Below are 23289 nucleotides of genomic sequence, written 5' to 3'. Positions count from 1 at the left end.
TTTGTGGTCATGCGCGCGCGGTCTTCGGCAAGCCAGACGTGCTGCCTTGCAGGCTGAGGCCGACGAACCGGATAAAGATGGCAGCCAGGATGAGGAACACGGCAACGGAGATCAGCGCCCACGAGAAGCTGCCTGTCGCCTGGCGGATTTCGCCGATCAGATAAGGGCCGACGAAACCGCCGAGATTGCCGATCGAAACGATCAAAGCGAGCCCGCCGGCGGCGGCGCTGCCGGTGAGGAAGCTCGACGGGATCGGCCAGATCGTCGACTGATAGCACATGATCCCGACGACGGCGCCGCACAGCGCGATGATCGAGATCAGCGCCGATGAGGTGGCATAGCCGCACACGATCAGCGAGGCGGCACCGAGCAGCAGCGCGGAGGCGACGAACCAGCTCCGCTCACCGCCGCGGTCGGACAGCCGCGCCCACAGCATCATGGTGATGGCGCCGCAGATATAGGGGATCGCGGCGAGGAAGCCGACGGTCACGACGGAAAAGCCGAACCCTTTGAGGATCTGCGGCATCCAAAGGCCGAGGCCGACTGAGCCAATGATGGCGCAGAAGTTGACGGCGGCACACACCAGGACTCGCCAGTTGGTGAACGCGTCCTTCAATGAGGAAGAATGCTTGGCGGCAATAGCCTGACGCTCATTTGCGAGTGTCTCGACAAGCCATGCTCGCTCTTCGGAACTCAGCCACTTCGCTTGCTCGGGCTTGTCGGTCAGCGTGAACAGGCAGACAAGGCCGAGGATGCTGGCGGGCAGACCTTCGAGGATCAGCAGCCACTGCCAGCCGTGCAGACCGGCCACGCCATCCAGGGCGAGCAGAGAGCTCGACAGCGGCGCGCCAAGGATGTTGGCGATGGGGATGCCGAGCAGGAACGCCGCCGTCGCCCTGCCCCGCACGCGGGCCGGAAACCAGTAGGTGAAGTACAGGAACACGCCCGGCGTGAAACCGGCCTCTCCGAGGCCGAGCAGGAAACGCATGGCGCCAAAGCTCTTCGGGCCGACCGCGAACGCGGTGGCTGCCGACAGCAAACCCCACGTGATCAGGATGCGGGCGATCCATTTGCGCGCACCGACCGCCTGAAGCGCAAGATTGCTGGGCACCTCAGCCAGGAAATAGCCGAGAAAGAACAGGCCGGCGCTCCAGCCGAATTCCGACGGCGAGATTCCGAGATCCTGATTCATCGTCAGGCTGGCGACCCCGACATTCACCCGATCAAGATAGGCAATGATGTAGCAGAGCAGCAGGAAGGGAACGATGCGCCACATCACCTTCGAGAGGATCCGTTCCTCTTCGGATGTGAGGCCTGTGCCGGCCGAGGCGGCTTGGGTCATTGCCATGGTTCCTCCAGATCGGCCGTTGTGTCCCGGCCACGGCGCCCGATAGCAAAAACAGAACGGCGCTGCAATTTATTTTGAAATGGCGTTTCATTTTCAAAGAGGCGCACTAAAAGCGCTTGCGTCCCGCCCATCAGAGGCGTTCCACTGGAAAAGTGGAGCGTCGGCCATCGGTTACGGCATTCGGCGGGCCTGGGGAGACACCATGCTGCCACGCGTTTCCGAGATGCCGGCCCCTGCTCCGCTGCATGCCGAGCTCCTCGCGGAGCTTCGTCTGCGCGCCTTCGAGGGCGATCTGACGCCGGATTTTGCCGATCGGATCGTCTCGGCGACCGACAACTCGATCTACCAACTGCTTCCGCAGCTCATCGCGTTTCCGCGCAGCGTCGACGATCTGGTGCGCCTCGTGCGCGTCACAGCGGAAGAGCGCTTTGAGGATATCGTGTTCGCGCCGCGCGGTGGCGGAACCGGCACCAATGGCCAATCGCTGACCGAAGGCCTGGTGGTGGACGTCTCGCGCCACATGAACCGCATCCTCGAAATCAATCCCAGGGAGCGCTGGGTGCGGGTGCAGGCTGGCGTGGTGAAGGATCAGCTCAATGCTGCGCTCGCCGAACACGGCCTGTTCTTTCCGCCGGAGCTCTCCACCTCCAATCGCGCCACGATCGGCGGCATGATCAGCACCGACGCCAGCGGTCAGGGTTCCTGCCTCTATGGCAAGACGCGTGATCACGTGCTGGAACTGACGACCGTGCTGCTGGACGGCACGGTCTGGACCTCGCGCGCGATGGACGACGAGGAACTGCAGCACATCAAGCAGCGCAGCGATCGCGTCGGCGCGGTTCACCGGTTGGTCGATGCGATCCAGCGCGAGCAGGCGGAGCTGATCGCGGCTCACTTCCCGAAGCTGAACCGGTGCCTGACCGGCTACGACCTCGCGCATATCCGCGATGAGCGCGGGCGCTTCAACCTCAACTCAATCCTGTGCGGCAGCGAAGGCACACTGGCGCTGATCGCTGAAGCCAAGCTCAATGTGGTGCCGATCCCGAAGCACAGCGCGCTGGTCAACGTGCGCTATGACAGCTTCGACGCCGCCCTGCGCGATGCGCAGGAGTTGATCCGGTTCGGCGCCGCCTCGATCGAGACCGTGGATTCCAAGGTGCTGGGCCTCGCCCAGGGCGATGTGATCTGGGAGTCGGTCCGGCAATACTTTCCCGAAGACGACGGACAGCGCGCTACGGGTGTGAACCTCGTCGAATTCGTCGGCGACATCGAGGCCGAGGTCGAGACGTCCGTGCGCAAGGTCACCGGGGCGCTTACGTCCGCTAGGCCATCGCACGGCCGCCGTGGCTTTACTGTGGCGCGGGGTGAAGCCGATGTCGGCGCGATCTGGGACATGCGAAAAAAATCGGTCGGCCTGCTCGGCAACATGCAGGGCGACAAGCGGCCGATCCCCTTTGTGGAGGACACCGCCGCCCCGCCGGAGCACCTCGCCGACTACATCGCCGAGTTCCGCGCTGCACTAGACGCCCGCAACCTCACTTACGGCATGTTCGGCCACGTCGATGCCGGCGTGCTGCACGTGCGGCCTGCGATCGACATGAAGGATCCGGCACAGGAGGTGCTGATCCGAGAGATCACCGAAGAGGTGGTCCAGATCACCAGGAAATATGGCGGGCTGCTGTGGGGCGAGCACGGCAAGGGCGTTCGCTCCGAATTCTCACCGCGCTTTTTTGGCCCGCTCTACCCGACCCTGCAATCGATCAAGGCCACGTTCGACCCGCGCAATCAGCTCAATCCAGGCAAGATCGCCGCGCCTGAGGATGGAAAGCTGCTCGCAATCGATGGGCTCACGACGCGCGGCCAGCTCGACCGGACTATCCCCCGCTCCGTGCGCGCCGCCTATGACGAGGCCCTCCACTGCAATGGCAATGGCGCATGCTTCACCTGGGACGCCGACGAGGCGATGTGTCCGTCCTACAAGGCGACGCGCGATCGCCGGCATTCGCCGAAAGGACGCGCCTCGCTCACGCGCGAATGGCTGCGCCAACTGGCCGCGCGCGGTGTCGACCCCGTCGCCGAAGCTGCCGCCCTTCGCAACGGGACGCTTTGGAGGGATTTTCCCGCGCGGTTGCGCAATACGTGGTCCCGTGCGCCCGACTTCTCGCACGCCGTGATGGATGCGATGGACGGTTGCCTCGCCTGCAAATCCTGCAGCGGGCAGTGCCCGATCAAGGTCGATGTCCCCACGTTCCGGGCAAAATTCCTCGAGCTCTACTACGGCCGCTATCTGCGGCCGGTGCGCCATCACATGGTGACCTCGCTGGAAGCAATGCTGCCGGTGCTCGGCAAAGTGGGATGGCTGTACAATTTACTCCTCGACACCCCGGCGGGTCGCGCCGCGATGCGGGCGATCGGCCTGGTGCACACGCCGAAATTCTCCGGGGTTTCATTGCCACGGGCATTGGAGGTGCGCGGAATCGCAATGGCAACGTCGGAGGCGCTGGCTGCGCTGCCAGCCGGAGAGCGCACACGCAGCGTGGTGCTGGTACAGGACGCGTTCACGAGCTGGTACGAAACGCACGTAGTGCTGGCGGTGCTCGATCTGATGCAGGAAATGGGCTTCAAGCCGTTCGTCGCGCCGTTCCTGCCGAACGGCAAGCCGCTGCACGTGCACGGCTTCCTCGGCGCCTTCGATCGCACCGCATCGCGCAATGCCGCAATGCTGCGCGAGCTGGCCGCCACCGGCATTGAACTGGTCGGCATCGACGCGTCCATGACGCTGACCTATCGCTCTGATTACAACATGCTGGCGGAAGCGGTCCGTCCGCCGCCTGTGCTCCTGCTTCAGGAATGGCTCGCACGCCACCGCGATGCGATCTCGAGAAAGCCCAGCGCCGCCGACGAGTATTTCTTGCTGCCGCACTGCTCGGAGCGATCGCTTGCCGTATCCAGCCTGAAGGATTGGCAAGCGGCATTCGCCGCGGCAGGCGCGACACTGCGCGTGCTACCTTCAGGCTGTTGCGGAATGGCGGGGACCTATGGCCATGAGGCTGAGCACCGCGCTACGTCGGAGCAAATCTATGCGATGAGCTGGAGCCAACAGGTGGCGCGATGGGCGCAGGGCGGCCGTCTGCTCGCTACTGGATATTCCTGTCGGTCGCAGGTCAAGATCGTCGATGGGCGCGGCCTGCCCCACCCGGCGCAGGCCCTGTTGGCTTGCGTGCGCGGAGGCTGAGTTAGTCAGCGTGCGAGAACATCGGCGGGCCCGGCGTCTCCAGTTCGGCACGGATCAGCGTTCCCGTACGGCTTTCGGTGATGAACAGGCTTTTTCGCACCGGTCCGCCAAACGCGAGATTGGTGTTGCCGACGCCGGCGCAGGACACGATGCGATCGAGCGGCTCGGCCAAGGGCGACAATCGCCACACCGAACCGAAGCCGGTGTGGCAGACCAGCAGATTGCCGCCGCTGTCCAGCGCCAGCCCGTCGGGACCACCGGGGCCACCATGCAAATGCGCGAAGATGCCGACCTTGGTCGTCAAGCCGCTAGCCGGCAACGGCACACGCCAGATCTGGTTGGCGCGCGTCACTGCAACGAGCAGAAAGCTCTCCTCCGGATCGACGACGATGCCGTTCGGACTCGGGATCGTGTTGATCAGGCACGTCAGCCGGCCATCGGGCGTCAGCTTCCAGACCCGCCCCGTGGGATCATGCATCCCGGTCTGGCCCTGGTCGGTGAAATAGAGATTCCCCGACGGCGCGAAGACGAGATCGTTCACGCCCTTGAAGCTTTCGCTCGCCGCCGTCTCGAGGAAGGGCGTCACTGCGCCATTCGCGGGATCGAGCAGCATGATGCCGCGCTTGTAGTCGGTGATGAAGATGCGGCCGTCGCGATGAATCTTCAGCCCGTTCGGCCAGCCGTCATACTCGGTCACGAGCTCCCACGCACCGTCCGCGCTGACACGGAAGATGCGTCCATAGGGAATATCCGTGACGTAGAGCCGTCCCTGACGATCGAAGGACGGCCCTTCGAGGAAGGAGTCGATCTCGCGGCCACCCTGGTTGGCATCAGCCCAGGATGTGCGACGGGGTTTGCGGAACTGGTCCGGAAGCCGCGTGAACACGCTCGTCTCGATGCGGCGCGGCGGGTTGAAGAATGTCATTGGACAACCCGCGGAAAGCCGTAGAGCTCGGCCGGATTGTCGACGAGAATGCGCCTGAAGGCAGCCTCACCCGCCCATTGGCTGAAGAGATCGAACAGCCGCGCATCATCCGGCTTCTGCTCTTTCTCCGAAGGATGCGGCCAGTCGCTGCCCCAGACCAGTCGCTCGGGCGCGGCCTTGACGTAGGCTGCGGCAATGGCGCCAGCATCGGCAAAGTCAGGTGCGCCCTGCTTGCTCGACACGTAGGGGCCGGACAGCTTGATCCAGGTCCTGCCGCGATCGAGCAAGCCGCGGATGACCTTGTAGGGCGCGCTTCCCAGACCATCGGGCTGCGGCACCTGCGCCAGATGATCGAACACGAGTCGCCCGGGCAGCGACGCGAGCAGCTCCGCGTTGTCCTCAATCTGCTTGGGACGCATGTTGATCTGGCAGTGCCAGCCGAGATCGGCCAGCCGTGGGGCAAGCAGCTTGAGCGAGCCGACCGACAAGACGCCGGGAAAACCGAGATTGAATCGAACGCCACGGACACCCTGCTCGTCGAGCTGGCGCAACTCCTGATCCGAGACGTCCTCTGCCACGACGGCGATCACGCGAATATTCTCGGCGCCCAACGCTTGTCGCGACGCGATCTGCAGCCGATTGTCTGTTCCGTAGGTGGACGGCTGGATGATCACGCCGCGTGTTGTGCCGATCCGACGCTGCAGCGCCCGATAGTCGTCGGGCAAGGCGTCTTCGGGCAGCAGCGTGGCGCCCTTCATGACCGGATAGGTCTTGTCATAGATATGGAAGTGGCAGTCCGTGGCGCCCGGCGGCGCAACGAACCGCGGCTTCTCGGAGCCGCTCGACCAACGAACCTGCTCCGCCTGCGCCGCGGCAATCGGCGGAAGTGCGGCTGCAGCGAGTCCAGTCAGCACAGTCCTTCGCGTGAGCTCTGATGCCACGACGTTGGTCCTCCCCATCGATTGTTATGGAGAGGTTTATAAGCCGGCTACGTCGGGGCGACAAGTAAAAATGAAACGACGTTTCGTTTTATGTTGGTGCGTTCGCTGGGCGGGCAGCGCTCCGCTTGCGCGGGCTCCTTACGGCGCCGGGCGGCGTGCCCCCGCATGCGAGCGTTAGCTTATGCGCCGCCTCGACCAGCGGCCCCCTGACCTGCTCGGCCCGCGCCTCAGTGAGCCGGCTGATCGGGCCGGAAATGGCCACAGCCCCGACCAGGGTCTCTGAGATACCAAACACCGGCATTGCGAGAGCAGCGGCATGAGGATCGGTCACCCCCGACGTAAACAGCGGTAACTCATCGTCAGGCTCAACCTGGCGGGACTCGTAGCGAAGCAGCGTCTGGGCGATCGCCGACTTGTCCATGGGACGGGTATCGCCCGGCTGAACTGTCATGCGGATCCGGTTGGTACTTTCCACGCGGAAAAGGCAAAGCCTTTCCTCGCCGTTTCGAACGTAAAAAGACGTCGTCTCACCTGTTTTCGCCGCGAGGTGCTCAAGCACGGGCATGACGTGATCGGAAAGACGGAATGCCTGTTGATAGGCGGTCCCGAGCCGCAAGGTCTCGGCGTCAAGCCGATAGGAACCGTCCGGCAGCCGCGCGAGCAGCCGGTATTGCTGCAGCGACAAGGCGAGCCGGAGGATCGTGCTCTTGACCAGCCCGGTGCGCTCGGCCAACTCAGCCAAGGTCAAGGCGCTGTCGCCCCGACGAAAGGCCGTCAAGACTGCTAGCGCCCGTTCGGCCGCTGATACCCCCTTGAGTGCGGGCGGCTTCTTCTCGCTCTGTCTCGCCATCTCAAATCCTCATCTTTGCTTCTCCTACGTCATTCTTGTACCGGTTTGAAGGGCGATGTCCGCGCAGTTAAGAGCGTCGAGGCGAAACTTACTGAGGAGACAGCCGGCAGAGGCCGCGGCTGCGCCCGAGAAGATTGCAATTTCCATTCAGCACGGCTGGAAGAGCGCCGGTCGGACCGAAACGGGCGGTACGTACAACGACAGCAGCGTCCTAATGCTGAGACCAGCCCACGCCCTTCTATGCGATCAGGTACGCCGCAGTACTCCGCCAGCGAAAAGCGCGTAGAATCCCGACCTCGATCAGTCTAAGCCAGTGCACGATCTTCAGCGTCTGCAAAGAAGCAGAAGCGAGATAATCAAACTCAAGTGCGCTAACGGGCCGATGGAGAAGGCTGAGGTGCGTGCCGGCAGGCCCGCTCGCAATCGCCCTCTAGGAATCTGTTCAACATTGAAATATGTAGGCGATCTGCCAAATCTGCATTGAGCGGCAACGGGAATCGTTGCCAACGCAGGCCGATACACCAAAATTTCGACGATGAGCTGCAAGCAGGAATGAGGGCAATTCGGTCATCCACGCGTTCTCGTGACGGGTCCCGTCCTGGGGCGGCGGCGCGTCGCTCCAAGGCCACTTCGGTTGCGAACAAACGCAATACCGAGGCGGAGGACGCCCCCGCACAGCTGAAGTCGGAACGGTCTCGAGACCTGATTCTGAAGTCCGCGGCGCAGCTATTTCGCCGTCAGGGATTTTCGGCCACGACGCTGCGCCAGATCGCCGCGAAGGCGAAGATCAAGGCCGGAAGCATCTACTACCACTTCGACTCCAAGGAGGAGATCCTCGACGAGGTGCTGGACCGTGGCCTTCGCCATGTCTTTGAAACCGTCAAGAACGCGGTCGAACAAGCGGGTAAGGTATCGCATCGGCGCAGAATCGGTCTCGCGATCGAGGCCCACCTCGTCGCGCTGCTCGAGACCAGCGATTTCACCTCGGCCAACATCCGCATCTACGGGCAATTGCCGGAGCACCTGAAGAAGCCGCACCGGCCGTTGCGGCGAGCCTATGCCGAGTATTGGGATCAGCTCTTCATCAATGCGCGGCGCGCCGGCGAGATCCGGGCTGACATGGAGGTGGTGCCATTGCGCATGTTCGTGATCGGCGCGCTGAACTGGACGATTGAATGGTTCAGGCTGGAGAACAGGGATGCCGTCCTCGAACTGGCTCGCCGCACCGAGACCCTGATCTTCGAAGGCGTCAACAAGCCCTGACCCTTTCTACCTGCCTTGCCAGACCGGCTTGCGTTTCTCGGCGAATGCCTTCGGTCCTTCGATCGCGTCGAGGCTGGCATAGGCCTCCACATGCAGCCGCTCGGCCTCGACAAGCCCCTGTGCATGACCGAGATCCATCGCGGCGAGCACACTGGCCTTGGCTGCCTTGACGGACAACGGCGCCCCCTCGACGATCTTCCGCGCCAATTCGCTTGCACGTTCGCGGACGGCTTGTGGCGTGTCTTCCAGCGAATTGACGAAGCCGTATTCCGCAAGTCGCTCGATCGGCATCGTCTCGCCGGTGAGAACCATTTCCATCAGCAGTGGCTGCGGAACCATCCACAGCATCGGCACCGCCCACGGGGACCCGCGTCCCATCTTCACTTCGGTTATCCCTGCCCGCGTGCCGCGCAGGGCGATCCTCAGATCGCACTTCAGCGCAAGCATCATCCCGCCGGCCATCAGGGATCCGGTCATCGCGGCAATGATCGGCTTCGAAACCTTCCGCATCGCGTGCTGCATGGGATCGCGCATCCGCGTCAAGATATCGACCCCGTCCCTCGCCCGGATCTCTGCGGCCTGCTTCAGGTCCAGCCCGGCACAGAATACGCCGCAGTCTGCGGACGTCAGGATAATCACGCGGACGGAGGGATCGGCTTCGGCCTTGCTCCACGCGTCGGTCAGGCCGTTCATCGCCTCGACCGAGAGCGCGTTCTTGCGTTCGGGGCGGTCGATGGTCACGGTCGCGATGCCGCCCTCGACCGAATAGCGGACCTGCTCTTTGTCAGCCACGATATCTTCTTTCTTGAATTCTAACATTTGTTAGAATACATCGCCGCTAGCCAAATGCAAGAAGATGGCGCAGCTCTTGAAGCAGGAGAAAACCAATGGCTTATCTCTGGACGCCCGCCGCGGAACTGGTGGAGAAGAGCAACCTGAGCGCGTTCCTGCGCGCCACGGGGCAGCCGGATTACGACGCGCTGGCGGCTAGGGCCGATGCCGATCCGGCCTGGCTCATGCAGGAAGTCTTCAAGTTCTGCGACGTCCGCTTCTATCGCCAGCCCGAGAAGATCCTTGATCTTGCACGAGGCGAGCCATGGGCGCGCTGGTGCGTTGGCGGGACCACCAACATCGTCCTCAATTGCATCGACAAGCACCGCGGAGCTGAAGCCTGGGACAAGACGTTTCTGGTCTGGGAAGGCGAAGACAGGCGCGAGCAGCGACGACTGAGCTATGCCGAGTTCGCTTCCGCCGTCGAGCGGCTAGCCTCCGGCCTGCGCAAGCTCGGAATCGGCAAGGGCGATGTCGTCGCCATCTACATGCCGAGCCTGCCCGAAACCTTCGTGGCCTTCTTCGCGATCCTGAAGATCGGCGCGATCGTGATGCCGCTGTTCTCCGGCTTCGGCCCCGACCCGATCCGGTCGCGGCTCAACCACGGTGAAGCGAAGGCCGTGATCACCGCGAACGGCACCTGGCGTCGCGGCACGCCGGGTCCGCTGAAATCGGTGCTCGACGAGGCACTCGAAACCGTACCGAGCGTCCAGCATGTGATCGTGGCCGACCGCGGCGGGCTCGGCATCGACACGCCGATGCAGGCGGGACGCGACCACTGGTGGAACGAGATCGCCCAGGGCGGAGCAGAGCTTCCAACGGCCGAAATGGACGCGGAAGACCCCGCCATCCTTCTCTACACGTCAGGCACGACCGGTGAGCCGAAGGGCTGTGTGTGGACACACATCAGCTTCATCGGCTCAATGGTCACGCGGGATATGATCATCTGCGGCGACTTCAAGCCAACGGACCTGTTTTTCTTCTTCAGCGATATGGGATGGATGGTAGGCGCGATGTGCGCCTGCATTCCGAGCTTCGCCGGCGGCCGACTGCTGGTCGCCGAGGGGACCCCCGACTATCCCGATACGGGGCGCTTCTGGCGCCTGATCGCCGAGCACAAGGTCACCTATCTCGGTGTCTCACCGACCATCGTGCGCGGCATGATGCGGTATGGCGAGGAGGTCGAGCAATACGACCTCTCGAGCCTGCGGATAACGGCGTCGGGCGGCGAGGCCTGGACGGAGACGCCGTGGCGATGGTTCTTCGAGCATGTCTGCAAGTCGAATATCCCGATCATCAATATTTCCGGTGGCACGGAAGTCGGCGGCTGCATCTTCACCGGCACGCCGAACCATCCGATGAATCCGTGTTCGTTCTCCCGGCCGGCGCTCGGGGTCGGCGCAGATATCGTCGACATGGCGGGTAACCGCGTCCCCGACGGCGAAGTCGGCGAACTGGTCCTGCGTCATGCATCGATCGGGTTGACCAAGAGCTTGTGGAAGGCCGACCAGCGCTATCTGGAGAGTTACTGGAAAACGATCCCGGGCATCTGGGTGCATGGCGACTTTGCCATGCGTGGCGAGGACGGCCTCTACTACATTCTCGGCCGCTCCGACGACACGATCAAGATCTCGGGCAAGCGCGTCGGCCCTGCGGAGCTCGAGGGCATACTGACCGCGACCGGCAAGGTGGCGGAAGCTGCAGTCTTCAGCGTTCCCCATCCGGTGAAGGGCTCCGCAATCGTGTGCGCCTGCGTGCCGAGCGCTACCACGCAGGATTCCCGCGCGCTCTCCGAAGAATTGTCCCAAGCGCTGGTGCACGGAATGGGCACATCATACCGCCCCGAGCGGGTGTTGCTGGTCGACGACCTGCCAAGGACGCGCAACATGAAGATCATGCGCCGCGTGCTCCGCGCCGTCTTCGAGGACAAGGACCCCGGCGATCTGTCGGCGCTCGCCAACCCGGAGGCCATCGAGCACATCCGACGGAAGCTCAAGGCGTAGCAGCCGGCCCCAATTCATCCAAGCGTCAAGGCAACCGGCCAAGTCAGTTGCCTTGACGACGACCAGTCGATCCTAGATCGGGCAATCCTTCGGAAACGCGGGCTTGCGCTTCTCGAGGTGAGAGGCCAGCCCTTCGCGCGCTTCGTTGCCGGCAAAGCCCAGGATCTCGAGCGCAGTCGAGGTATCGAACAGCGGCCCGTTGACGCGAAGCCAATTGTTCAACGCATATTTGGTCCAACGGATCGCGCTCTGTGCGCCGGTGGCGAGATCCTGCGCCGTTTCCAGTGCGATCTTCTGCAGTTCGGCATCATCGACACACAGCGAAACCAGGCCGATCCGCTCGGCTTCCTCGCCGGACAGCGGCTTGCATGTGAGCAGATAGTACTTTGCCTTCGCCAACCCGCAGAGCAGCGGCCAGATGATGCAGGCGACGTCGCCCGCCGCGACGCCGAGGCGCGTATGCCCGTCGACGATCCGCGCGGATTTGCCACAAATCGACACGTCCGCGAGGATGCCGACCACGAGACCGGCTCCCACCGCAACGCCATTGATGGCCGAGATGATCGGCTTGTTGCAGTTGATGACGTTGTAGACGAGGTCCTTTGCCTCTTTCCAGGTCGCCATCCGTGCCGCCGGATTGTCGAGCAGCCCCTTGATCAGTTCGAAGTCGCCGCCGGCCGAGAATGCCTTTCCGGCCCCCGTGACGATCACGGCGTTGATATCGGGATCGTTGTCGATGTCGCGCCAGATGTGGGTGAGCTGCGTATGGGTCTCGGCGTCGACGGAATTGTAGGTTTCGGGACGATCGAAGGTGACCCGAAGAATCCGTTCCGCCGGATAGTCGAGCTTCAGCCTGGTGTAGGCGGCGTATCGATTGGACATGTTGATCTTCCCGCTGTTGGCGCCTAAGAAGCGCTACCAATTATTTCTAACAGATGTTAGAATTTGTAATCCGCCGGCGCAAGCACCGGTTCGGGACAAGAATGTCGAAAGACAGCGCTTGAGGAAACGTCGATGGCAACCGAATTCGATACCCAGATAGCAGCCGGATCCGGCATCGGAACCATCGGCACGCTCTTTGCGGCCTGCGCCGAACTTCATGCTAAGAGGGTTGCGATCGAGCATTACGACCGGCGTATGAGCTATGGCGAGTTGCTCGACCGGGTCAGTCGCTTGACCGCGGTGCTTGCCGCGCGGGGTCTGCGCCGGGGCGATCGTATCGGCCTGCTGTCCCGGAACCGCCCCGAATATCTCGAGATCGAGCTGGCGGCGGCCAATCTCGGAATCATCACGGCCTGCCTTAACTGGCGATTGTCGGAGCGCGAACTCAACTACTGCATCGAACTGGTGTCGCCGGGGCTGCTGGTGATCGAGACCGATCTCACCGCGAACCTGCCGCTTGCCGCAAAGGCTTGTCCGATCCTGGAGATCGGGCCGCAATATGAAAGCGAGCTTGCGGGGCAGGATGGGCGAGCCTGCACTTCCGTGGCGCAGCCAGAGGATGGACTCGTCATTCTCTACACGAGCGGAACGACCGGGCTGCCGAAGGGCGCCGTGATTTCCCACCGCGCTATGGCGATGCGCGCGCTGGTATTCTCGTCCGAGCTCGGAATCGCCCCGCACGACACATTCGTCGCATGGACGCCTTTGTTCCACATGGCATCGACCGATCACGCGCTTGCCACCTTGCTGCGTGGCGGAACGGTCGTTGTGATCGATGGATTCCAGCTGGATCCACTGCTGTCAGCCGTATCCCAGCACGACATTGGCTGGCTGGTGCTGATCCCCGGCATGGTCGAAGCCTTTGTCGAGGGCTTGAAAGCCCAGCGCACCAAGGTGAAGGGCGTGCGGGTGTGCGGGGCCATGGCTGACCTCGTGCCGCCGCACACGATCGCCGCAGTGACAGAGCTTCTTCATGCCCCCTTTCTCAACAGCTTTGGTTCGACCGAGACCGGCCTGCCGCCAGCGACAAGGGCGCTGATCGCGCCTGGAGAGGTCCCGACCAGCCTGTCAAAGCGACAGAACGCGTTCTGCGAGATCAAGCTTGTGGATACCTCCGACAGTGAGGTCGCGCCCGGCGAGCCCGGCGAATTGGTCATCCGCAGCCCGACGCTGTTTTCCGGCTATTGGCAGGCCGACGAAACCAACGCGCGCGATTTCCGCGGCGGCTGGTTTCACATGGGCGACGTGTTCCGGCGCAATGTGGACGGCTCGCTCGATTTCGTCGATCGCGCCAAATACATGATCAAGTCGGGCGGCGAGAACATCTATCCTGCCGAGATCGAGCGCGTGCTGCTGAGCGACGAGCGGATCACGGAGGTCGCGGTCGTCCGTGCGGCTGACCCCAAATGGGGAGAGGCGCCGGTCGCCTTTGTCGCGTGCCGCGACGATGCCGCGATATCGAAGGGCGAACTCGCCGAACTGTGCCGCCGCGAGCTTGCCGGCTACAAACGGCCGCGCGAATTCCGTTTCATCGCGTTTGGCGAATTTCCGCGCTCCACGAGCGGCAAGGTCCAGCGCCACGAACTCGAGCGGCTTCTGAAGGCCCCCACATGAGCGACATCAGTCTTCGAGGGAAGGTCGCCGTCATCGGCATCGGACTATCGGCGGTCGGCAAGGTACCGGGCCGCAGCCCGCTCTCGCTTGCCACCGAGGCCGCCAAGAATGCGCTCGCGGACGCCGGGCTGGAAAAGAGTGAAGTGGATGGCGTGCTGTCGAGCCATGCTTTCGCCTCCCCGTTCCACCGCTTCAGCGTCGCCTTCAGCGAATATTTCGGAATCCGCCCGACCTTCTCCAACACATTGCAGGTATCAGGCGCGACGGCGGCGACGATGTTTGGCATCGGCGCGGCCGCCATTCACGGCGGCCTCGCCAAGACTGTGCTACTGGTCGCGGCCGACAGCCTCATGACGGGGCTGACCCCGGACCTCGCCCTTCGTTCGCTCACCGAAAGCCGTGATCAGCAATACGAGATGCCGTTCGGCATCCCCGTCGCCAACACCTTCGCCATGACCGCACACCGGCATATGAAGGAGTTCGGCACCACCCCCGAACAACTGGCCGAGGTCGCGGTGGTGCACCGGCGTCACGCGGCGCGGACCCGCGGCGCGCAGCAGACGACGCCGATCACCACCGCGGACGTGCTGAATTCGCCGATGGTCACGACGCCTTATCGCAAGCTCGACTGCTCGCTGATCTCGGACGGCGGCGCGGCATTCGTCCTGACCTCGGCCGAACATGCGCAAGAACTTGGGATCGAAACGCCGGTCTACATTCTCGGTTGCGGCGAGTGCTACACCCATGAGCACATCTTCCTGATGCCGTCCCTCACCACGACCGGTGCGGTCGAATCGAGCCGCCGCGCCTATGCGATGGCGGGTTACCGGCCGGCCGACATGGACGTCGCCGGCATCTATGATTGCTTCACCGGGACCGTGATCATGATGCTCGAGGACCTCGGCTTCTGCCGCAAGGGCGAAGGCGGACCCTTCGTTGCCGACGGGCAGATGAGCTACGGCGGCCAGATCCCCTCCAACACCCATGGCGGCCTGCTGTCCTTTGCGCATTCGGGAATGCCTGGCTCCCTGTTCCACTTCCATGAGGTGATCGCGCAGCTGCGCGGCCAAGGCGGCGAGCGGCAGATCGAGGGTGCTCACCTGGGGCTGGTACACAGCCTTGGCGCAGGTTTCGCCACCAACGCCACGACCGTTCTGGGCACACGGGGAGCGCTGTGACGGTGTCAGAGGATTCCACACGAAAGCCCCTGCCCGCGCCAGATGCCGACACGGCTGCGTTCTGGCGCGGCCTGCAACACGGCAAGCTTCTGCTGCAGCACTGCCGCCTTTGCAGCCACGTGCAGTATTACCAGCAGGCCACTTGCCGCGAATGCGGCGGCGATGAGCTCGAGCACCGGCCGGCCACCGGCCGCGGCAAGGTTCACTCCTTCAGCGTGGTCCACCGCGCCCCGGGCCCGGCATTCAAGTCGGACGTTCCCTACGCCGTACTGCTCGTCGAGCTCGCGGAAGGCCCGCGCATGATCAGCACCCTTGTCGGCAGCGATCCGGCGGACATCACCTTCGACATGGACGTCGAGCTTGTCTTCGACGAAGTCACCGACGACGTGACCCTGCCGCGTTTCAAGAAAAGCTGAGAGGCCCGCATGAGTTCCGCTTGCATCGCCGCGCGACCAATTCTAACAACTGTTAGATTTTTGCGGCGCATTCGCTTTGCGAGGATCGCGCCGCCCGCCCATGCAACGATCCACACCGACGGCGGGCGCCTGATGGGCCCGCCGCGCAGCCGCCAGGACTAGACGCAATGGCAATCATGAAATCGGACGTCGTCACCTCGAGCGAGGAATACGCGCGCAACCGCGGCGCCTACACCGAGCGCGTCGCCGACCTGCGGCGGCGCCGGGCCGAGGCGGCGATCGGCGGGCCCGAACGGGCGCGCAAGCTCCACAAGGAACGCGACCAGTTGCTGCCGCGCGAACGGATCGCGGCATTGATCGATCCCGGCTCGCCGTTCCTCGAATTCTGCCAGCTAGCCGGCGAAGGTCTGTACGACGGCGTGCCCCCCGGCGGCAGCATCGTCACCGGCGTCGGAATGATCTCCGATCGTCCCTGCATGATCATCGCCAACGAGCCCACCGTGAAGGGTGGCACCTATTACGGCATCACCTGCAAGAAGCACGTTCGCGCCCAGCGCTTCGCCTGGCAGCACCGCCTGCCTTGCGTGACCCTGGTCCAGTCGGGCGGCGCCAACCTGCCCGACCAGCCCAACATCTTCCCCGACGACGGCCAGTTCGGCTCGATCTTCTATAACCAGGTCAGGATGTCCGCCGAAGGCATCCCACAGATTGCGGTGGTACATGGTCCCTCTACCGCGGGCGGCGCGTACATCCCCGCTCTGTGCGATGAGACGGTGATCATTCGCAACCAGGGCGCCATGTTCCTCGGCGGGCCGCAGCTGGTCTACGCGGCAACGCGCGAGGAGGTCGGCATGGAGGCACTCGGTGGCGGCGAGATGCACAGCCGCGTCAGCGGCGTGACCGATCATCTCGCCGAGAACGACGCACACGCGATCGCCATCACCCGCGAGATCGTCGCCAATCTCGGCGAAATCCCGCGGCAGGCCTGGACGGTTGCACCGGTACGCGAACCGCAGTTCGATCCGGCCGAAATCTACGGCCTGATCTCCTCGGACCCCCGCGTTCCCACCAACAATCGCGACATCCTCGCCCGCCTCGTCGACGGCAGCGAATTCCATGAATTCAAGCCGCTCTACGGCGACACCCTGATCACCGGCTTCGCGCGGATCATGGGCTTCGAGATCGGCATCCTCTGCAACAACGGCGTGCTGTTCTCCGAAAGCGCGCTGAAGGCGACCCACTTCATCGACCTCTGTTGCAAGCGCGACATTCCGCTGCTGTTCATGGCCGACGTGACCGGCTTCATGGTCGGCCGCGAGGCAGAGGAAGGCGGCATCACCAAGAACGGCGCCAAGATGATCACGGCGATGGCAAGCGCCAATGTGCCGAAATACACGCTGATCATGGGCAACGCCTACGGTGCGGGATACCTCGCGATGTGCGGTCGCGCATTCCGGCCGAACGCCATGATGATGTGGCCGAATGCCCGCTCCGCGATCATGGGGCCCGACCAGGCCGCGACCACGCTCGCGATGGTCCGCGACGAGGTCCACAAGCGCGAAGGCACGACGTGGGCGGAGGGAGAGCGCGAGGCCTACATGGCGCCGACCCGGCGAACCTTCGAAGACTTCGCCAACGCCTACAATTTCGCCCGCAACACCTGGTGCGACATGGTGATCGATCCGCTCGAAACCCGCGGCGTGATGGCGCTGCTGCTCGATCTGGCCGGTCGGATCCCGCATCAGCACACCGATTTCGGCGTGTTGCGGATGTAATCGGCAGGAGACCCGCCATGTTCAAGAAGATCCTCATCGCCAATCGCGGCGAAATCGCCTGCCGTATCGCCCGCACCTGCCGCCGTCTCGGCGTCGCGGTGGCCGGCGTGCATTCCATCGCCGATGCAGACGCGTTGCATGTCAGGACCATCGGCGAGTCGATCGAGATCGGTGGCGCGCCGGCCTCGGAAAGCTACCTGCGGATCGATGCGGTGATAGCTGCAGCAAAGTCCACCGGCGCCGAGGCCATTCATCCCGGCTTCGGCTTCCTGGCCGAGAACGCGGCCTTCGCCCGCGCGGTCGAAGCCGCAGGGCTGGTGTTCATTGGACCTGCGCCCGAAACCATCGAACGGCTCGGCGACAAGGCATCGGCGAAACGCGAGGCCGTCGCGGCCGGCGTCCCCACGGTGCCCGGCAGCGAGGTTCCGAGCCAGGATCCCGTCGAAATCGAACGCAGCGTTCGCCGGCTCGAACTGCCCGTCATGCTGAAGGCTGCGGCCGGCGGCGGTGGCAAGGGCATGCGGGCGATCGCGACCCTCGACGGGCTCCGCGACGAAATCGAGTCCGCGATGCGCGAGGCGAAGAATGCATTCGGCGACGCGGGATTGATCGTCGAGAAATTGATCCAGCAAGGCCGGCACCTCGAAGTGCAGATCGCGGGAGACGGCGACGGCAACGTGATTCACCTGTTCGAACGCGAATGCACGCTGCAACGCCGCCACCAGAAGCTGATCGAGGAAGCGCCCGCCGCCAACCTGCCGCCCCATCTTCGCCAGCGTATCCTCGACGACGCCGTCCGGCTCGGCCGCAGGCTCCGATATCGTGGTGTCGGCACGGTCGAGTTCATTGTCAGCGGCACCGACTATTACTTCCTGGAGGTCAATCCGCGGCTTCAAGTCGAGCATCCCGTGACCGAACTGGTCACCGGCATGGACATCGTCGAGACCATGCTGCGCATCGCCGCACGCGAAGGCCTGCCGGTTGCGCAGAACAATGTGACGTGCCGGGGCCATGCGGTCGAGGCGCGCATCTGCGCCGAGGATCCGAACGACGGCTTCATGCCGTCGACCGGCGAGGTCGCCTATGTCAGGTTTCCGTCCGATGGCATCCGCGTCGAGACCGGCATCGAGAGCGGTTCGACCGTGACGCCCTACTACGACTCGATGCTGGCCAAGCTGATCGCTCACGCGTCTTCCCGCGACCAGGCACTCGATCAGCTTCACAACGCGCTCGACGAGACGTCGATCTTCGGCGTCATCACCAACAGGGAGTTCCTCCAGCGCCTGATCGCCCTACCCGCGACCCGGGCCGCGACATTCCATACCCGCCTCATCGACGAGCAGATCGACGCGCTCACGCCGCGCGCCGATGGCCTCGCCGCCGACGCGTTGGCGCTTGGGGCCTATTTCTGGATGATGCGCCAGCGCGCTGTCAGCTCCGACAACCCATGGCAATCCAGCGGGCTGACCGGCTGGCAGATGGAGCAGGGAGACGACGGCATGTCGCCGATCCCCCTCCTGCACCTCGAGAGCGCCGGCGCCAGCGCGGAAATCCGCTTTGCGCCGTTGCAGGCGGACGGCACGATGCTGATCGGCGTCAACGATGCCAGGATTTCGGTGAAGCTTTCGCAGCTCCCTGACGGGAACTTCGCCACTGAGGTGAACGCGCGTCGCGAGACCGTGCGTATCTTCCAGAAGGATCAGGCGATCTTCGTCCACGACGCGCGCGCCGCCCATACCATGACCGCGATTCCCTATCTGCGGTACATCAGCACAAGTCCCGACATCAGCGGCGAGCTACGTGCTCCGATGACCGGCGTGGTGCTCAAGGTCAATGTTGCGGTCGGCACCCGCGTCAAGGCCGGCGATGCCGCCGTCATCATGGAGTCCATGAAGATGGAACTGCGCATCGCCAGCGAAGTCGATGGCGTCGTGACCGCAGTCTATTTCAAGCCCGGCGACACGGTCGAGCGAAATGCCGTCGTGGCCGTAATCGAGCCGGACCTCGCCCTGCAATAGCCCGCCTCTCGAGATACCAGGAAAGCACATGTTACGATTGGAAAGCGTGAACTATGAGGTCCGGGACAACATCGCGATCTTGACCCTTGACGAGCCGAACAAGCTGAACGCACTGACGACCGGCATTCGCGCAGGCATCCTCGAAGGCCTGAAGCGCGCCGACAACGACGATCAGGTGCGCGTCAGCATCATCACCGGCGCCGGCGGCAAAGCCTTCTGCGCTGGCGCAGATATCGGCAACTTCGATTTCGATCCAGACAAGGCCCGCGCCTTCTTCATCGGCGCCATGGACGTGTTGTCGGCCCCGGAACGGGCGCTGAAGCCGGTGATATCGGCCGTCAACGGTATTGCCTATGGCGGCGGCTTCGAGCTTGCGATCGCGTCCGACTTCATCTTCGCCGCCGAAAGCGCCCGCTTCGCCGTCCCCGAGATCAAGCTGGGACTGCTACCCGGCTTCGCCATCGTCCGCCTGAAGGACATCGTCGGGCGCGCGAAAGCCAAGGAGATGAGCATGCTCGGCGACCCCCTCAGCGCCGCCGAGGCATGCCAGCTCGGCATCGTTTCACGCGTCGTCCCCGACGACAGGCTTCTTTCCGACGCGCTGGCGTTCGCTGAACGCATTGCCGCGCAACCGCGCCTTGCGGTGCGGATGGCAAAGTCGTTCTACAACCGCGGCCTCGGCGGCGACGAGATGCGCCATGCGATCGATGGCTTTCCGTTCCTGCTGACGCATGCCGACGCCCGCGAAGGCATCAGCGCATTTCGCGAGAAGCGGGAACCGCAGTTCGGCGAGCGGTAGTTCACCTTCGCCGTCATCGCAACCATCATCGTTTCGCAGATCGCACGCCTGCGGGGCGCACGACACCAAAATTCAACAGAAGAAAATGAGGGAGAACTCGTGAAACAGCATTTCCTGGCCTTGGCCATCGTCGTGGCGACAGCGTCGACAGCCTCAGCGCAGATCTCAGACGATGTCGTCCGAATTGGCGTGCTGACCGACCTTTCGAGCTGGGGACGCGACAATAGCGGTCCGGGATCGGTCGAGGCGGCCAAAATGGCCGTCGAGGAGTTCGGCCCGACCGTGCTGGGCAAACCGATCGAGATCGTCAGTGCCGATCACCAGATGAAGACCGACGTCGGCCTGCAAATCGCGCGGGACTGGTTCGACAATGGCAAGGTCGATGCCATCGCCGACATTCCGAACTCGGGGATCGCGATCGCCATCCACAACATGGTCAAGGAACGCAACAAGATCGCGCTGCTCTCGGGGCCAGGTGCAAGCTCGCTGACAGACGAACTGTGCAGCCCCAACACCGTTCACTTCGCCTACGATACCTATGCCCTTTCCAAGGTGACGGCCTCGGCGGTCATCAATGAAGGCGGCAAATCCTGGTTCTTTGTGACGGCCGACTACGCGTTCGGCCAGCAACTGGAGAAGGACGCCGTGCGCTTCATCAAGGAGCTGGACGGCAAGGTGCTCGGCAGTGTGCGGCATCCGACCAACACGGCCGATTTCTCCTCGTTCGTTTTGCAGGCGCAGAACTCCAAAGCGGATGTGGTGGCATTCGCCAACGCCGGCCAGGATACCGACAACGCGATCAAGCAATCCGGCGAATTCGGCCTCGTGCAGGGTGGCCAGAAACTCGTCGGCCTCTTGATGTTCGATACCGACGTGCACGCCATCGGCCTGCAATCCGCACGAGGCACCTACATGACGACTGCCTCCTACTGGAATATGGATGAAAAGACCCGCGCATGGTCGAAGAAGTTCTTCGCCAGAACCAAGGTGATGCCGACGATGATCCACACCGGCGTCTATGGCTCGGTGCTGCACTATCTCAAGGCGATCCAGGCAGCCGGTACGGACGATCCGGCAAAGGTGATGGCGAAAATGCGCGAGCTGCCGATCGAGGACACCTTCGTGCACGGTGGCAAGCTACGCGAGGACGGCCGGGTCGTCCGCGACATGTATCTCGCAAGGGTGAAGAAGCCGTCCGAGTCAAAAGAACCGTGGGACTACCTCGACATCGTCAAGACCGTCAAAGGCGAGGATGCCTATCGGCCGGTCTCCGAGTCGAAATGCCAGCTCCTGAAGAAGTAAGCTGATCGGCTCAGGTACCTCAGCGAATGCGACGTGCCGATGCAGTCGGCGCGTTTCGCACGCCCGCTCCTCGTTACCCGTCCACGCAGATGCCGATGGCGAGCATCGCGGCCAGCTCACGCGCGGTCTGGGCCACCCTGAGCTGCCCGCGACCGTCGACGTATCGCCAGGCCAGATGCTCGATCGCGCCGAACAGCACGTCGCGCAGCAGCTTTGGATTGACGTCCGGCCTCACCTCCCCGGTCTTGACGGCGTCCTTGACGATCCGGATCAACACCGAGGTATAGCGCCGGTTCATCTCCCGGATCGCCGAGCCTTCGTAGTCGCTCGGGCCCCGCACTTCCGCGATAAACAGGCGGCAGAGATCAGTGTCGGAGACGAAGACCTCGAGATGCCGCCTGATCAGCGCTTCGAGGCGATCGCGAAAGCGATATTTCCTGAACACCTGCGTCTCGAGATCGATCCGCGCCGCCGGACAGCACTATGACCATATCCTTGAACTTGTGTGGCATCGCACCCGCGTGGTACGTATCTTTTGTCCAGCACTTCATAGCTCGCATCGTTAGCGCCCGTCGCCATGCGCGATCGTCATCAGGATCGCTTATTCCAGCGCTCCGTGGCCAAGGTGACCGTCGGCGCGGTGGGGCCGAACGCCGCGCACTTCTTGCAGGCAACGAACTTCGTCTCGAGGTCACTGCTGATCCAAAGGTCCGATGAGGCGCAGAAAGGGCACGGCCGTAGCGACCCAGAAAGCAGGATAGTGGGCGTTGACTCGGACGGGGGCTTATCTCCAACTGTTCTTGCCATTCGCTAGCCTGGTCTAGTTTGCGCACCAGAGAGAATGCGGGCGGCGTGTTGGGCGCCGGCTATAATTGGCTTGTCATTGGGCCGACATCAGCACAGGAAGCTGCAATACACACTGCGGATGCGGTTCATCTCAAAGGACCACATGACAGCAATGGGAGGCCATGTTCTAGTTCGACGGACGTTTGAATGCCGGATCAACCAGCGCTCTCCCAAACGCGCTAACCATTGCCGCCGCTTGGCGGTCTCCACGATCATCGAGGACGCGATAAAGTATTTCTACTCTCTCTCGGAAGGCAGCCAGTAGTGACGGATCCCGTTCGCACAGAACTCCTGCGATGCAGAGAGCGAGAGCTTCGGTACCGATCTTAACCTGAGCCAATGAAGCTGCACTCATCCGTCCTTCTTTCTTGCTTTTCGGTTCTACGCTTCTCCGTAGGCACTCCCTACGAGGGCAGTCCTTTCGCTCCTTGTCGCGGACGCCAAAGTAATTCAACGAGCTGAGCTCGGGATGCTCAACCGCGCAATTCTTCAGCGAGCCGCCGTTCTATAAAGTTGCGTTCGATGTCGGTCAGTCGCGTGTTGAGGAGTTTGCGATATCGCCTCACATTTGCTTCGCGAGTCCATCGCGAATGACTCTGCGCAGGTGAGGCTTGCATCGACGCATGCCGTCTCGTCGTCCCTTGCCTGCCGATCGAACGCTGCGGCTGGTCGAGAGCAATGCAATCGAGCCTGCTGAAACGAGGCAGTCGCATCGCCAATCCTCCGCGTGGCGGCGGGTCATCCTCGCCGTCCAACTGCTTCAGCGCCGCCAAAATATCATCTAGACGCAACCTGTGCGGAATACCCGGGATTTCACGCAAAGCCGGATGGGATTCGACAACATACATATCCGACGCCCACGACGAGAGAATCACTCGCTTCTCATCAGTCGAGAGTTTGGCATCGTTCAACACGTCTCGGGGTGCGTTGTAGTGCGATACAGGGTGAAAGAAGGGCACAACGTTCTTGATGGTGCGATCGACCTGGCTCATCTCTTGTCTCC

Annotated in this window: 20 protein-coding genes; 10 read left to right on the top strand and 10 right to left on the bottom strand. The window is 63.1% G+C overall.

Annotated features, from left to right (window positions below; translation table 11 throughout):
- Positions 1–7: 7 nt before the first annotated feature.
- Complete coding sequence (locus tag AKN84_RS13515; RefSeq protein ID WP_050421190.1) at positions 8–1348, bottom strand: MFS transporter; 1341 nt, start codon at positions 1346–1348, stop codon at positions 8–10.
- Positions 1339–1479, bottom strand: a complete 141-nt coding sequence (locus AKN84_RS47755) for a hypothetical protein (protein WP_162240874.1) — start codon at positions 1477–1479, stop codon at positions 1339–1341. Before AKN84_RS47755 ends, AKN84_RS13515 begins: the two co-directional genes overlap by 10 nt.
- Positions 1480–1550: 71 nt before the next feature.
- On the opposite strand from AKN84_RS47755, the gene ydiJ reads away from it, so the two are divergent.
- Positions 1551–4583, top strand: coding sequence for a D-2-hydroxyglutarate dehydrogenase YdiJ (ydiJ, locus tag AKN84_RS13510; RefSeq protein ID WP_050421189.1), 3033 nt, complete (start codon positions 1551–1553; stop codon positions 4581–4583).
- Between the two features lies 1 nt (position 4584).
- On the opposite strand, the gene AKN84_RS13505 is transcribed toward ydiJ, so the two are convergent.
- The 3 genes from AKN84_RS13505 to AKN84_RS13495 form a co-directional block, all read right to left on the bottom strand.
- Positions 4585–5508 (bottom strand): SMP-30/gluconolactonase/LRE family protein, encoded by a 924-nt coding sequence (locus AKN84_RS13505; protein ID WP_050421188.1) that lies wholly within the window; start codon positions 5506–5508, stop codon positions 4585–4587.
- The gene (locus tag AKN84_RS13500) at positions 5505–6449 is read right to left on the bottom strand and encodes an amidohydrolase family protein (RefSeq protein ID WP_347337330.1); all 945 of its coding nucleotides are present in this window, start codon (positions 6447–6449) and stop codon (positions 5505–5507) included. The genes AKN84_RS13505 and AKN84_RS13500 overlap by 4 nt, the downstream gene beginning before the upstream one ends.
- Positions 6450–6537: 88 nt before the next feature.
- On the bottom strand, positions 6538–7299 hold the full coding sequence (locus AKN84_RS13495; protein ID WP_050421186.1) for an IclR family transcriptional regulator: 762 nt from the start codon (positions 7297–7299) through the stop codon (positions 6538–6540).
- 480 nt (positions 7300–7779) lie between these two features.
- Here AKN84_RS13495 and AKN84_RS13490 point away from each other — a divergent pair, with 480 nt between their 5' ends.
- A complete protein-coding gene (locus AKN84_RS13490) occupies positions 7780–8562 on the top strand; it encodes a TetR/AcrR family transcriptional regulator (protein ID WP_128970747.1) in 783 nt (260 codons plus the stop codon).
- Between the two features lie 6 nt (positions 8563–8568).
- On the opposite strand, the gene AKN84_RS13485 is transcribed toward AKN84_RS13490, so the two are convergent.
- The gene (locus tag AKN84_RS13485; RefSeq protein WP_050421185.1) at positions 8569–9381 is read right to left on the bottom strand and encodes an enoyl-CoA hydratase/isomerase family protein; all 813 of its coding nucleotides are present in this window, start codon (positions 9379–9381) and stop codon (positions 8569–8571) included.
- Between the two features lie 68 nt (positions 9382–9449).
- Here AKN84_RS13485 and AKN84_RS13480 point away from each other — a divergent pair, with 68 nt between their 5' ends.
- Positions 9450–11396 carry an AMP-binding protein gene (locus AKN84_RS13480; RefSeq protein ID WP_050421184.1) on the top strand — a complete coding sequence of 649 codons (1947 nt, stop codon included), beginning with the start codon at positions 9450–9452 and terminating at the stop codon, positions 11394–11396.
- 72 nt (positions 11397–11468) lie between these two features.
- Here AKN84_RS13480 and AKN84_RS13475 read toward each other — a convergent pair whose 3' ends face one another.
- Positions 11469–12278: an enoyl-CoA hydratase/isomerase family protein gene (locus AKN84_RS13475; protein WP_050421183.1), complete on the bottom strand. Its 810-nt coding sequence runs from the start codon at positions 12276–12278 to the stop codon at positions 11469–11471.
- A 132-nt stretch (positions 12279–12410) separates the two neighbouring features.
- On the opposite strand from AKN84_RS13475, the gene AKN84_RS13470 reads away from it, so the two are divergent.
- The 7 genes from AKN84_RS13470 to AKN84_RS13440 all read left to right on the top strand — a co-directional run bounded on the left by AKN84_RS13470 (position 12411) and on the right by AKN84_RS13440 (position 21440).
- Positions 12411–13952 (top strand): class I adenylate-forming enzyme family protein, encoded by a 1542-nt coding sequence (locus AKN84_RS13470; RefSeq protein ID WP_050421182.1) that lies wholly within the window; start codon positions 12411–12413, stop codon positions 13950–13952.
- Complete coding sequence (locus AKN84_RS13465) at positions 13949–15130, top strand: thiolase C-terminal domain-containing protein (RefSeq protein WP_050421181.1); 1182 nt, start codon at positions 13949–13951, stop codon at positions 15128–15130. Before AKN84_RS13470 ends, AKN84_RS13465 begins: the two co-directional genes overlap by 4 nt.
- 2 nt (positions 15131–15132) lie before the next feature.
- Positions 15133–15546, top strand: a complete 414-nt coding sequence (locus AKN84_RS13460; RefSeq protein WP_050421272.1) for a Zn-ribbon domain-containing OB-fold protein — start codon at positions 15133–15135, stop codon at positions 15544–15546.
- Positions 15547–15713: 167 nt separating this feature from the next.
- Positions 15714–17321 (top strand): carboxyl transferase domain-containing protein, encoded by a 1608-nt coding sequence (locus tag AKN84_RS13455; RefSeq protein ID WP_050421180.1) that lies wholly within the window; start codon positions 15714–15716, stop codon positions 17319–17321.
- A 17-nt stretch (positions 17322–17338) separates the two neighbouring features.
- Positions 17339–19339 carry an acetyl/propionyl/methylcrotonyl-CoA carboxylase subunit alpha gene (locus tag AKN84_RS13450; RefSeq protein WP_050421179.1) on the top strand — a complete coding sequence of 667 codons (2001 nt, stop codon included), beginning with the start codon at positions 17339–17341 and terminating at the stop codon, positions 19337–19339.
- Between the two features lie 28 nt (positions 19340–19367).
- Positions 19368–20138: an enoyl-CoA hydratase/isomerase family protein gene (locus AKN84_RS13445; protein WP_244485073.1), complete on the top strand. Its 771-nt coding sequence runs from the start codon at positions 19368–19370 to the stop codon at positions 20136–20138.
- A gap of 99 nt (positions 20139–20237) precedes the next feature.
- Positions 20238–21440 (top strand): ABC transporter substrate-binding protein, encoded by a 1203-nt coding sequence (locus tag AKN84_RS13440; protein ID WP_050421177.1) that lies wholly within the window; start codon positions 20238–20240, stop codon positions 21438–21440.
- A 73-nt stretch (positions 21441–21513) separates the two neighbouring features.
- On the opposite strand, the gene AKN84_RS13435 is transcribed toward AKN84_RS13440, so the two are convergent.
- The 3 genes from AKN84_RS13435 to AKN84_RS13420 form a co-directional block, all read right to left on the bottom strand.
- Positions 21514–21885 carry a TetR-type transcription factor C-terminal domain-containing protein gene (locus AKN84_RS13435; protein ID WP_050421176.1) on the bottom strand — a complete coding sequence of 124 codons (372 nt, stop codon included), beginning with the start codon at positions 21883–21885 and terminating at the stop codon, positions 21514–21516.
- A gap of 146 nt (positions 21886–22031) precedes the next feature.
- Positions 22032–22247 (bottom strand): Lar family restriction alleviation protein, encoded by a 216-nt coding sequence (locus tag AKN84_RS50670; RefSeq protein ID WP_128970744.1) that lies wholly within the window; start codon positions 22245–22247, stop codon positions 22032–22034.
- A 512-nt stretch (positions 22248–22759) separates the two neighbouring features.
- The gene (locus tag AKN84_RS13420; protein WP_193399651.1) at positions 22760–23278 is read right to left on the bottom strand and encodes a hypothetical protein; all 519 of its coding nucleotides are present in this window, start codon (positions 23276–23278) and stop codon (positions 22760–22762) included.
- Positions 23279–23289 lie beyond the last annotated feature (11 nt).

The organism is Bradyrhizobium tropiciagri (assembly GCF_001189845.1).
GTDB classification, from domain to species: domain Bacteria; phylum Pseudomonadota; class Alphaproteobacteria; order Rhizobiales; family Xanthobacteraceae; genus Bradyrhizobium; species Bradyrhizobium tropiciagri.
The sequence above is the reverse complement of the archived record's forward strand: the minus strand, read 5'-3'. Positions and strand labels throughout refer to the sequence as shown.

Bases quoted from the DNA above. Each gene is read 5' to 3' on its own strand.
- AKN84_RS13495 (WP_050421186.1), bottom strand. From the start codon at position 7,299: ATGGCGAGACAGAGCGAGAAGAAGCCGCCCGCACTCAAGGGGGTATCA.
- AKN84_RS13480 (WP_050421184.1), top strand. From the start codon at position 9,450: ATGGCTTATCTCTGGACGCCCGCCGCGGAACTGGTGGAGAAGAGCAAC.
- AKN84_RS13475 (WP_050421183.1), bottom strand. From the start codon at position 12,278: ATGTCCAATCGATACGCCGCCTACACCAGGCTGAAGCTCGACTATCCG.
- AKN84_RS13485 (WP_050421185.1), bottom strand. From the start codon at position 9,381: ATGTTAGAATTCAAGAAAGAAGATATCGTGGCTGACAAAGAGCAGGTC.
- AKN84_RS13445 (WP_244485073.1), top strand. From the start codon at position 19,368: ATGTTACGATTGGAAAGCGTGAACTATGAGGTCCGGGACAACATCGCG.
- AKN84_RS13465 (WP_050421181.1), top strand. From the start codon at position 13,949: ATGAGCGACATCAGTCTTCGAGGGAAGGTCGCCGTCATCGGCATCGGA.
- AKN84_RS13505 (WP_050421188.1), bottom strand. From the start codon at position 5,508: ATGACATTCTTCAACCCGCCGCGCCGCATCGAGACGAGCGTGTTCACG.
- AKN84_RS50670 (WP_128970744.1), bottom strand. From the start codon at position 22,247: ATGGCAAGAACAGTTGGAGATAAGCCCCCGTCCGAGTCAACGCCCACT.
- AKN84_RS13450 (WP_050421179.1), top strand. From the start codon at position 17,339: ATGTTCAAGAAGATCCTCATCGCCAATCGCGGCGAAATCGCCTGCCGT.
- AKN84_RS13515 (WP_050421190.1), bottom strand. From the start codon at position 1,348: ATGGCAATGACCCAAGCCGCCTCGGCCGGCACAGGCCTCACATCCGAA.
- AKN84_RS13420 (WP_193399651.1), bottom strand. From the start codon at position 23,278: ATGAGCCAGGTCGATCGCACCATCAAGAACGTTGTGCCCTTCTTTCAC.
- AKN84_RS47755 (WP_162240874.1), bottom strand. From the start codon at position 1,479: ATGGGCGGGACGCAAGCGCTTTTAGTGCGCCTCTTTGAAAATGAAACG.
- AKN84_RS13455 (WP_050421180.1), top strand. From the start codon at position 15,714: ATGGCAATCATGAAATCGGACGTCGTCACCTCGAGCGAGGAATACGCG.
- ydiJ (WP_050421189.1), top strand. From the start codon at position 1,551: ATGCTGCCACGCGTTTCCGAGATGCCGGCCCCTGCTCCGCTGCATGCC.
- AKN84_RS13470 (WP_050421182.1), top strand. From the start codon at position 12,411: ATGGCAACCGAATTCGATACCCAGATAGCAGCCGGATCCGGCATCGGA.